The sequence below is a fragment of the Flavobacterium sp. CF136 genome (genome assembly GCF_000282055.1).
In the GTDB taxonomy this organism is placed as follows: Bacteria; Bacteroidota; Bacteroidia; order Flavobacteriales; family Flavobacteriaceae; genus Flavobacterium.
Genome location: NZ_AKJZ01000013.1, coordinates 20,968 through 29,738, shown reverse-complemented (window position 1 = coordinate 29,738; position 8,771 = coordinate 20,968). Strand labels below are relative to the sequence as shown.

Genomic DNA, 8,771 nt, shown 5'->3' with positions numbered 1-8,771 from the left:
TCCGTCGCTGATGGAGTTGCATCACCATCTGCTATTGAATTTGAGTTTCCTTGTACATTTACTTCAGGATCAATACCTGTTCCCTGAATAGCAAAATCGTAAACAGCCTCATTTGAATCATTATTACTTATTGCTATTGTTGCTATTCTTGAACCACTTGCAGAAGGATTAAAAGTCACTTGAAATGTTGTTGTTCCTGATGGGGTAACACTCGAAGCAGGAGCTGTTGTCACTGTAAAATCGGCGGCATTTGTTCCTGAAATGGATACTGATGAAATTGTTAAAACACCCGGTCCTGTATTTTGAATCGTAAAAGTTCTCACAATAGTTCCTGAACAAATCGATTGACTTCCAAAATCAGTATGATCCGTCGCTGATGGAGTTGCATCACCATCCACAATACTGGTTCCGTTTCCTTTTACATTAATTTCTGGCGCCTGAGCAATAGCTAATTGCGCAGAAAATAATATCAATACAAAAGCTATTTTTTTAAGGAGTAATTTTGTTGTCATCTTTGATTTTAAAAAATTTGGCACAAAGATGATTCATTTATCTTATATATTAAAAATATTGAGAATGAATCTTTTTAGAAAATTATTAAGATATGACCTGATTTTCTAATTACGCTTTCAGCTTTTTCTTTCTCCCGACCGCGCAGATCTACACAATGATAGCAGAATTGGCTTGCAGCTCTGGAGACACCATAGGCCTTTTAGTTTTTTGCTTCGCTGTTTCCTATTTCCATTCCTTCAACTACTCAACAATTAAATAAAAATCCCGTATAAATACGCATGTTTTATCGCTAAAATAATCTTTCATTTGAGGTTAAATTATAAAAACAGCCCAAATGGAAGCCAAAATCAAAACCAGCATCGATCCGCACGATTTAGACATGATCTCCTTTAATTCAAACCAAAAGACAAGAGCCAGAAATGCCGTGTTAGCAATAGATGCAGCCATGCAGGAAAACTATTCGGACTTAAAATCAGAATTAATCGGGCATTTAAGCCCGGTGATTGTAGTGCAAAACGATGGACAGGGAGGGACTTTTACTTTGGTATATCAAGGCACACAGGAAACTGTTCAGCCGGTACCTCAGCTGTTTCAACTAGTTAAATCAGTAAGCCACACGCCTCTTGGTATTTATGTTATTATTGCACCTTATTTGAAACAGCCTCATGTAAAAGATTGGATTCAGCCTCTGGAAACATTTAAAGTGACGCTTCAGGAAGCTCTGAAGAACTTACCCGATGCCGAATTGCCGGGACTTGCATTGGCATCTTGTAAAAAAGTGCTCGATGGCGGTATTCAATTTATAAACGATTCTGTAAAAGCGGACCGTTTCAGTATTGAAAGTTTTCAGGCATTTACTGCTAGTGTCCAACAAGATATTCAAACCAATATGAGTTATGCTGCGAAAGCACAGGTTGATGGTGTAGAAGCTCTGCTGGAGCGCTGGCGCAAAAAATTAGGTTCGGAACAATGGGAAAAAACATATGCCATTGTTTTAGCCATTTGGACTACAGAATACTTAAATCAGAATTGGCTGATCCTAAAACATATGATGGATCCTAAAACGGTCGATACCCATTTGATCACCATAGGAATAGCCAGTTTTGCCGAAAATACGGTGGCTGTTGCTTTAGACAATCTGGCTCGTATTGTTCAGGACAACGTGGCAGCAGCCATGGTTTTTCCTCAGGATTCTGTGCTCGCTGATTCTCTAAAAGGACCGCAGGATTTGCTTTCTACAGCGATTGAGAAAATTATTGGCTGCCCACATGCTACTAAAATGACAAAATAAAGATTGAAGGAATTTTTTCATATGGCAGAAGGATAAGGGATTGGTGATTTGTTTTGTTTGAAACTAAATATTACTCTGTAAGTTATCTGCTTTGCCTCCTTAGTATTTTATCCATAATTTTTTTGTCTTAGTCTTAAAAAAAGAAGGAATTAAAAAAATAAAACCCGATCGTGCAGATCTACACAACGATAGCAGAATTACATTCTGTGCCCGCAAAATAAAGTATATAAAAAACACTTTTTATTATTCTGCGATCCAATTAAAAACAAAATTAGTCCGACAGATATCGGACTAATTTTAAATATTATATCAACTCATTACATGAATTTCTCAGGAATGTTGTGAATTTTATATCGCAAGCGGAGAGTCTTTTGTCAGTACCGGCCAAACTCCGGGACTAGGAAAACTAATTCCTTTATTTGAACCTCTTACGCTGGCATCTTGTCCAAAATAATACAAAGGCCATCCGTTGTAAGTCAATTGAGATTTACCAAATACAGTAATAACACTAAATTTAGATTTGTCAAGAACAGAAGGAACGACAATTTTATCTGTTTCATATATTGGCCAAACAGCATTGTTGGAAAAATCTTCTTTTGTGTAATTGTTCTTGTTGAAATTATCAAACTTAAAAGCATATAATGTTAATCCTTTTGCATCTGTAAAGTAGGTGGTTAAACCATCACCAACGGTGTAATCTGATTTGTAATTTTTGCCATCATGGCCTACAAGCTGGCTTCTTACAATCATAATGGAATAATCTGGTTTTGCAATAAACCAAACACCTCCAACTCCGTCTCCGGTCGTTTTACCGGCAGCTTCTGCTGTATTGGTTCCGTTAACATTTGGTGCATAATAGTACAATGGCCATCCTTTATAGGTTACTTGTTTTTTACCGGATGTAGTGGTTATAGTAGCAAAATCTGAGAATGTTAATCCTGCACCTAATTTATCGGCGCTTAGATTATCTAAATAAAATGGAGGCCAAACCAGTTCGCATCCTCCCGTACAGGTTACCTGATCTTTTGCATCTGTTGAAAAAAAGTATAAAGATCTTCCGTCCTTATCTGTGAGATAAGAACCTAATGTAGTACTTGTAGAAAGTGAAATCTCTTTTTTTACTTCCGGAGTTGGAGTTTCATTATTGTCATTACTACAGCTTAAGAAAAATGTTGTTGCTCCAAACACAGCTAAAGCGACTTTAATTTGTTTTAATTTCATGTTTTTTAAATTTAGTTTGTATTAAAAGGGGAAAAAATATACATTACCAGTATTGGTAAATTCGTTTATTATAATAATTGTATAAGGGAGAAGTTATGCTAGCTTTTATGAGCATTTTCTTCAATAATCAGATCTTTATTTTTACGAACTGTTATAAAAAAAGTTGACCTTATGGCCGGGTATCAAATTTTTTAGTGGAATCATGTTTTATTCTTTTGATAGGATTCAATAGTAAAACAGCCTTGATGCAGACTACCCTACCAAAGAATTATTATTTTATAAAAAAAGGAAGAATGGGATTTTTTATAATTCCGTATAAATAGCTTTAGAGAGAAATACTAAAGCTCACATTTGAAGCCCTTTGCCAGTAATTTATAAGAAAAAATAAATATATTTGAATAGAATAATCCGAAAAGATGTTATTGGACTCAAAGAATTTAAAATAAAAAATGGCTGCTAACAGCAAACAATTATGTGCTTGGATTTCCCTGCTCTACAAATAGATTATCACTACTTTGTAGCGAGTATATACAAGTTAGTGATCTGACTATGACACCCTCAAGATCAGACAGTAAAGATTAATGACAGATATGAATCCAGCGACTTTCCCAATTTTGACAACTGAAAGATTAACTCTCAGACAATTATCAATTGACGACCAGCAAGATGTTTTTACTTTGCGTTCTGACGCGGAAATAAACAAATATCTTGACAGAGAACCAAGCAAGACAATTGATGATGCAATAAATTTTATCAGCAAGGTTAATGATAACATTGAAAAAAGCAATACTTATTATTGGGCAATTACCCTGACAGACGCAAAAACACTTGTAGGGACAATTTGCCTATTTGACTTTTCAAACGAAAAAAATAGTTGTGAAATCGGATATGAACTTATGACAAAATTTCAAGGACAAGGAATAATGAAAGAAGCGGTTCAAGTAGTCATTGACTACGTGTTTCAGGTTTTAAAGTTCAAAAAAATACTTGCCTTCACACATTACGATAATCAGAATTCAACGAATCTTCTGTTAAAATTCAATTTTGTAAAATCATTAGAAACGGACAAAGAAAATCCTAACTTAAATATTTTCAATTTGATACAATAATATTGACAACAAAAAACCAAAACAGATTAATAGTAAAAGCTCAGCTCTCGGAAGTCTTCTCATCAACGAAAAAATACTATTATTATGTGCCGCGAAGATTCTTCTTAAGCGCTAATTTCAAGCTTATATCCTTTTCCGCGTATCACAACAATTTTGATATTAGGATCAAATTCCAGTTTTTTTCTCAGTTTTGATATAAACATATCGAGACTGCGTCCTACTATAACACCTTCATCTTCCCATATTTCTTTTTGCAGTCGGCTTCTCTCTATGGTCTCGTTGGGAGACAATGCGAAAATGAGCAATACACGGGTTTCCGTTCCGGTCAGGTCTATGGTATTTCCATTTATGATGAGCTTCCGATTCTTAGCATCGAACAACACGGAACCCAAAGGGAACATATTAGTATGCTTACTGTCAGGTAAAGCTCTTCGCGGCTTAGCAGATCTCAAAAAAATTAAACCAACAAATGCTAAAAATGACAGACTGCCCAGAAGATATGCATTCTTTGCTGTAATTATAACCGCTGATTTGAATTTGACGTTTATCATGTAACATGCTTTGGGTTGTCTTCTTCCTATACAGGCCACAATATCATCTTTTTTATTTTTGGATATGGCATATCCATAGGCTACACTGGAGTTACCACAGTTCAGAACGTTAACAACATAATCACGTGCGAGCGGGTCTTTGGCCAACAGACGCCGGGTAGTATTCACGAGGGAGTCCGGTTGAAAAGTAAGATCATTCTCAAACCTGATCTGGTATTCATTTTCTGCGATCTTTTTTACCGGGAGCACCCTTGATGTACTATCGCCCGACTGCAAAAGTAGTTCATGTCCAATCCTGCGAAGCAAAACTTCCCTTCTTGAGATATCAAAGTCGTCACTATCGTCCATACTGAAAGCCGCACAGATTACAGAGATAAACGAGAGTACTAATAATCCGAACAGGTATTTGCGTTTTCCTGAGAGGTGATTTCGAATAAGATGCATAGTGTCAAGTTTTTATTTACAAAGTTTACATTTTTATTTACAATCCAAATCCCTAAAGCCGAAAAATATCAAAGTAATTTTACTGAATCAATTTTGATAGCATATGAAAAATAAGAGTATGTCTTATCCAATCTGACTTATCAAGAGAATCTATATGTAATTTAATAAACCAACAAAAATTATGAAAAAAGTAATTTATGCGCTGATGTTATCACTGGTAGTGGTAAGCGGACTAGTATTTGCTAATCGTGAAATCAAGAATGAAACTTCTAAAAAGTCGTTCCCAAAACCGCTTTCTGCTGCTGAAAGGAAAGCCGAAATGAAAAAATGGGAGGCAACCCCTGATGGTATACAGTTCAAAAAATGGGAAGCATCTCCCCGAGGTAAAAAAGTGTATGCCGCTGAAGCTAAAATAAGAAAGCAGATAAGTGCTTTTACCAATATGGAGGGAGTTGTAACCTCTCTTTCTCTTCCGTCAGGATCAAGATTAGGTTTCGGAGTGATGGCCAGGATTAATGGTGACGATTATATTGTAAGATTTGAGCCGGAAAAGTCTCAACTTGAGCAATTGCATAGCCTGAAAGTTAACGACAAAATAATTATAAAAAGCCATAACGTATCGCACGCGCCCAAGTATTCATATCCAATAGTATCGTGCGACTATGTAGAACGAGATGGTAAAGTAATTTTTAAACGTGTTCCCCGCAAAGGCGGTTGCTGAGTAAATAATCAAACAGACGTACCAAAAAACAATATCAACTCTGATTCCCAAGGTATAAATAGACAACTTTGATGTCTTAAAAAAGAAACTTGGAAGCAATAAAGCAAACAAACAATTTGAAGATTTGTTGGCAAAATACGGAAAAACACGGTCTATTATCAATTAAATCTATGTTAAAAGTATACATGCATTTTAATATTAGTTTGAACTTTGTATAACTGTTTAACTAATAAAAAGATGATTATGGAAACGCAAATTATTGAACTGGAAAAAAAATATTGGCAGGGAATGGAAAATCATGATTATGAAACGGTAAAAAATCTTACTCATTTTCCTTGTATAATCGCCGGCAAAAATGGTGTACAAAGTGTAGATGAAGCCAATTTTAAAAAGATGTTTGAGTCAGGTGACGGCGATAAAATAAAAGTACTGAATTTTTCTGATGTCGAAACGCAATTAATTGTCGAAAATGCTGCTATAATAGCGTACCAGATAGAATTAGGAATAGTAGACGATAAACAAAAAGCACCTATGAAATGTGCCTGCACTTCTACCTGGACTATAGAAAACAATAATTGGGTTTGTGTACTTCATACCGAAGTTGAATTATCCAAGCAATAAATTGTAAAAATATTTATAGCAGTGCCCAATAATGCGCGAACGTCTTCTTCTGACTTCGCGCATTTTATATTCTTATAAATTCTAATCTGATAAAATATTATAAAAGTCTCCTGGTTTTAAACGACAGTTAATAGGAGAAGTAAACAAATATTCTTTGATAATTTTTAATCTTTTTTGGTTATTTTTGAAAATATATAAAACGAAACAAACCTTCGTGTATATATCCAAATTTGGGTAGATTGTCGCTACAAATTAGCGAGTATAAACAAGTTACTGGAGACTTGTGCCGAAATTACGCAGAAGAAAACAATTAGGAAATACGCATTTGTTTGCGCAGAAAAATATCAAAAGCAGAAACTTGAAAGTTATTTGCAATTTAAACCGAAAAACCCACAAGATACCCAAATTATGAAATTTACTTATAAATTGAAAATATTAATCTTTTGCCCATTTTTATTCTTGGCTTGCGATAATCCAAAGCCTAATTCAGAGTTTAGTCCAAAGTTTGAGCCTATATTTAAAGTTAATAATCAATTTGTTAATGTAGAAATACAAAAATTAATAAAAACAAAAAGTCTTTTTATAGAAGGATACAAAACTCGTGTAGATGATACTTTGGACATCTTTCTAACTGTTCAGCTGATAAATGTTGAAATTTTACCGAAAAATAATGATTCTTTAGTCGCTATTCAAAAAAAGGTAGCGAGCAAAATCAAAAATTTACTGGAAAACCCTTTACAATTCAAAGCATACGATGTTGCTATAATTCAAAGAGATACGGTCAAAAATCTTTTAGGAACGATGACTTCTGAAGAAGGACTTTCACATAATCGATTTAACGCAAGTGATTTATAAACTGCACACAACTGGAATCTGAAAAGCACAAACTTGAAAAGCGTTGCGCTTAAAATTGGATTTTGCCAACAGAAACGTGAAAAGTTTGCGATTTAATTGTAATTTCAACAAAACAAGCCCCCAGTAGCACACGCTACAAGCAAGCTGGGCAATTAGCTTAATTTGAAGATGATTTTGTATTTGACAAATTAGTATTTAACTGAAAGATTACAAATTTTAATCCCAGCCTGCGTGTAGCGCGAGAACGTTGAACCACTACTCAGAAAATATGAGAAAAATTGTAATTTTACTTCTGACAATTATCATTTCGATAGTTCTTGCAGCTTTATACGGAGCGATTCACGATCAAATTACTTATTCAATTTCATCGGAATATTTTACTGTGTTCAAGTTCGATCAATTTGGTTTTTTAGATTGGGGAAACAACAATCCAAGACTGACGACTGCGCTTATTGGAGTTTTAGCAACTTGGTGGGTTGGATTGTATATTGGAATATTTCAAGGTTTAGTAGGTCTTATTCACCAAAATCACAAGTTAATGTTTAGATATGCTATGAATGCGATATTTATCACTTTAGGCGTTACAGTATTATTTGGTATTTTCGGCTTTGTTTCGGGAAAATTAGACGCAGAAACTTATGAAAATTGTTGTTTTCCATATGATATTAAAGATGCAAAGAATTTTAAAATAGTTGGCTCAATTCATAATTATGGTTATGCTGGTGGAGAAATTGGAGCGTTTATTGGAGCTGCTTACCAAATAATTATGAGAAGGAAAAAAGCCGTCGTATAACAACTTCGAGTTTAATCTCGATAATCATTTACTTGGTCATTTAACTTTAACTCGAATAATAAACATTTTGTTATGAAGAACTTTATTGTAATTTTTAGAGAGCCAGACGGCAGAACTATCGAACATTCAGAGGAAGAAATAAAATCACATCAATTAAATTGGAAAAGTTGGCTTGAAAAAACTGGTAGTTCGGGCAAATTAAAAGGCGGCAGTGGCTTAACCCTCGATGGAAACATGATAACACAGGATGGTGTTATCCATAACAATATTCATACAGTAGGTAAAGAAATTATTGGCGGGTTCCTTCTATTAAATTGTGTCAATTTGGATGAAGCAACAGAAATAGTAAAATCATGTCCCATCTTTGAATTTGACGGTTATGCAGAAGTACGAGAATTGATTAATTGAGAAAAATAAATTTAAACTACACGACGGATAATCGCTCTTAACCAAAATTGCGGGATTTTCCACATACTGATGCGAGCATACCACTTGTGAACACAAAGAATAAAAAATAAAATCCAACAACAGTTTGCCAAAAGATATTTACAGAGATCGGTATTGTTGATTTAGATTGCGTTCACAAGCGAGACGCTTGCACCAGCTTGGGGAAGTTGGTTTTGTATTTGGGATGATTTGGCAAATCCGAATA

10 protein-coding genes are annotated in these 8,771 nt (G+C 34.7%); 7 read left to right on the top strand and 3 right to left on the bottom strand.

Translation table 11 applies throughout. The features are described 5' to 3' along the window. Nucleotides 1-512: choice-of-anchor D domain-containing protein (locus PMI10_RS05830; RefSeq protein ID WP_035631461.1), on the bottom strand; the 512-nt coding region annotated here is incomplete at its 3' end. Between the two features lie 335 nt (nucleotides 513-847). Here PMI10_RS05830 and PMI10_RS05825 point away from each other — a divergent pair. After that, complete coding sequence (locus PMI10_RS05825) at nucleotides 848-1,804, top strand: hypothetical protein (protein ID WP_007805583.1); 957 nt, start codon at nucleotides 848-850, stop codon at nucleotides 1,802-1,804. Nucleotides 1,805-2,152: 348 nt separating this feature from the next. On the opposite strand, the gene PMI10_RS05820 is transcribed toward PMI10_RS05825, so the two are convergent. Then, nucleotides 2,153-3,025 carry a COG4315 family predicted lipoprotein gene (locus PMI10_RS05820; RefSeq protein WP_007805582.1) on the bottom strand — a complete coding sequence of 291 codons (873 nt, stop codon included), beginning with the start codon at nucleotides 3,023-3,025 and terminating at the stop codon, nucleotides 2,153-2,155. Nucleotides 3,026-3,615: 590 nt separating this feature from the next. On the opposite strand from PMI10_RS05820, the gene PMI10_RS05815 reads away from it, so the two are divergent. Continuing rightward, nucleotides 3,616-4,134 (top strand): GNAT family N-acetyltransferase, encoded by a 519-nt coding sequence (locus PMI10_RS05815; protein ID WP_238539449.1) that lies wholly within the window; start codon nucleotides 3,616-3,618, stop codon nucleotides 4,132-4,134. A 104-nt stretch (nucleotides 4,135-4,238) separates the two neighbouring features. Here the strand turns inward: PMI10_RS05815 and PMI10_RS05810 are convergent, their stop codons facing one another. After that, nucleotides 4,239-5,129 carry a winged helix-turn-helix domain-containing protein gene (locus tag PMI10_RS05810; RefSeq protein ID WP_007805580.1) on the bottom strand — a complete coding sequence of 297 codons (891 nt, stop codon included), beginning with the start codon at nucleotides 5,127-5,129 and terminating at the stop codon, nucleotides 4,239-4,241. 205 nt (nucleotides 5,130-5,334) lie between these two features. Between PMI10_RS05810 and PMI10_RS05805 the strand changes: the two genes are divergently transcribed. From PMI10_RS05805 to PMI10_RS05785, 5 genes are all read left to right on the top strand, one after another. Continuing rightward, nucleotides 5,335-5,850: a hypothetical protein gene (locus PMI10_RS05805; RefSeq protein WP_238539448.1), complete on the top strand. Its 516-nt coding sequence runs from the start codon at nucleotides 5,335-5,337 to the stop codon at nucleotides 5,848-5,850. A gap of 243 nt (nucleotides 5,851-6,093) precedes the next feature. After that, a complete protein-coding gene (locus tag PMI10_RS05800; RefSeq protein ID WP_007805578.1) occupies nucleotides 6,094-6,471 on the top strand; it encodes a nuclear transport factor 2 family protein in 378 nt (125 codons plus the stop codon). A gap of 408 nt (nucleotides 6,472-6,879) precedes the next feature. Then, a complete protein-coding gene (locus tag PMI10_RS05795) occupies nucleotides 6,880-7,326 on the top strand; it encodes a hypothetical protein (protein WP_007805577.1) in 447 nt (148 codons plus the stop codon). 268 nt (nucleotides 7,327-7,594) lie between these two features. Next, nucleotides 7,595-8,119, top strand: a complete 525-nt coding sequence (locus PMI10_RS05790; RefSeq protein ID WP_007805576.1) for a hypothetical protein — start codon at nucleotides 7,595-7,597, stop codon at nucleotides 8,117-8,119. Nucleotides 8,120-8,191: 72 nt separating this feature from the next. Continuing rightward, nucleotides 8,192-8,527 carry a YciI family protein gene (locus PMI10_RS05785; protein ID WP_007805575.1) on the top strand — a complete coding sequence of 112 codons (336 nt, stop codon included), beginning with the start codon at nucleotides 8,192-8,194 and terminating at the stop codon, nucleotides 8,525-8,527. Nucleotides 8,528-8,771: the final 244 nt, after the last annotated feature.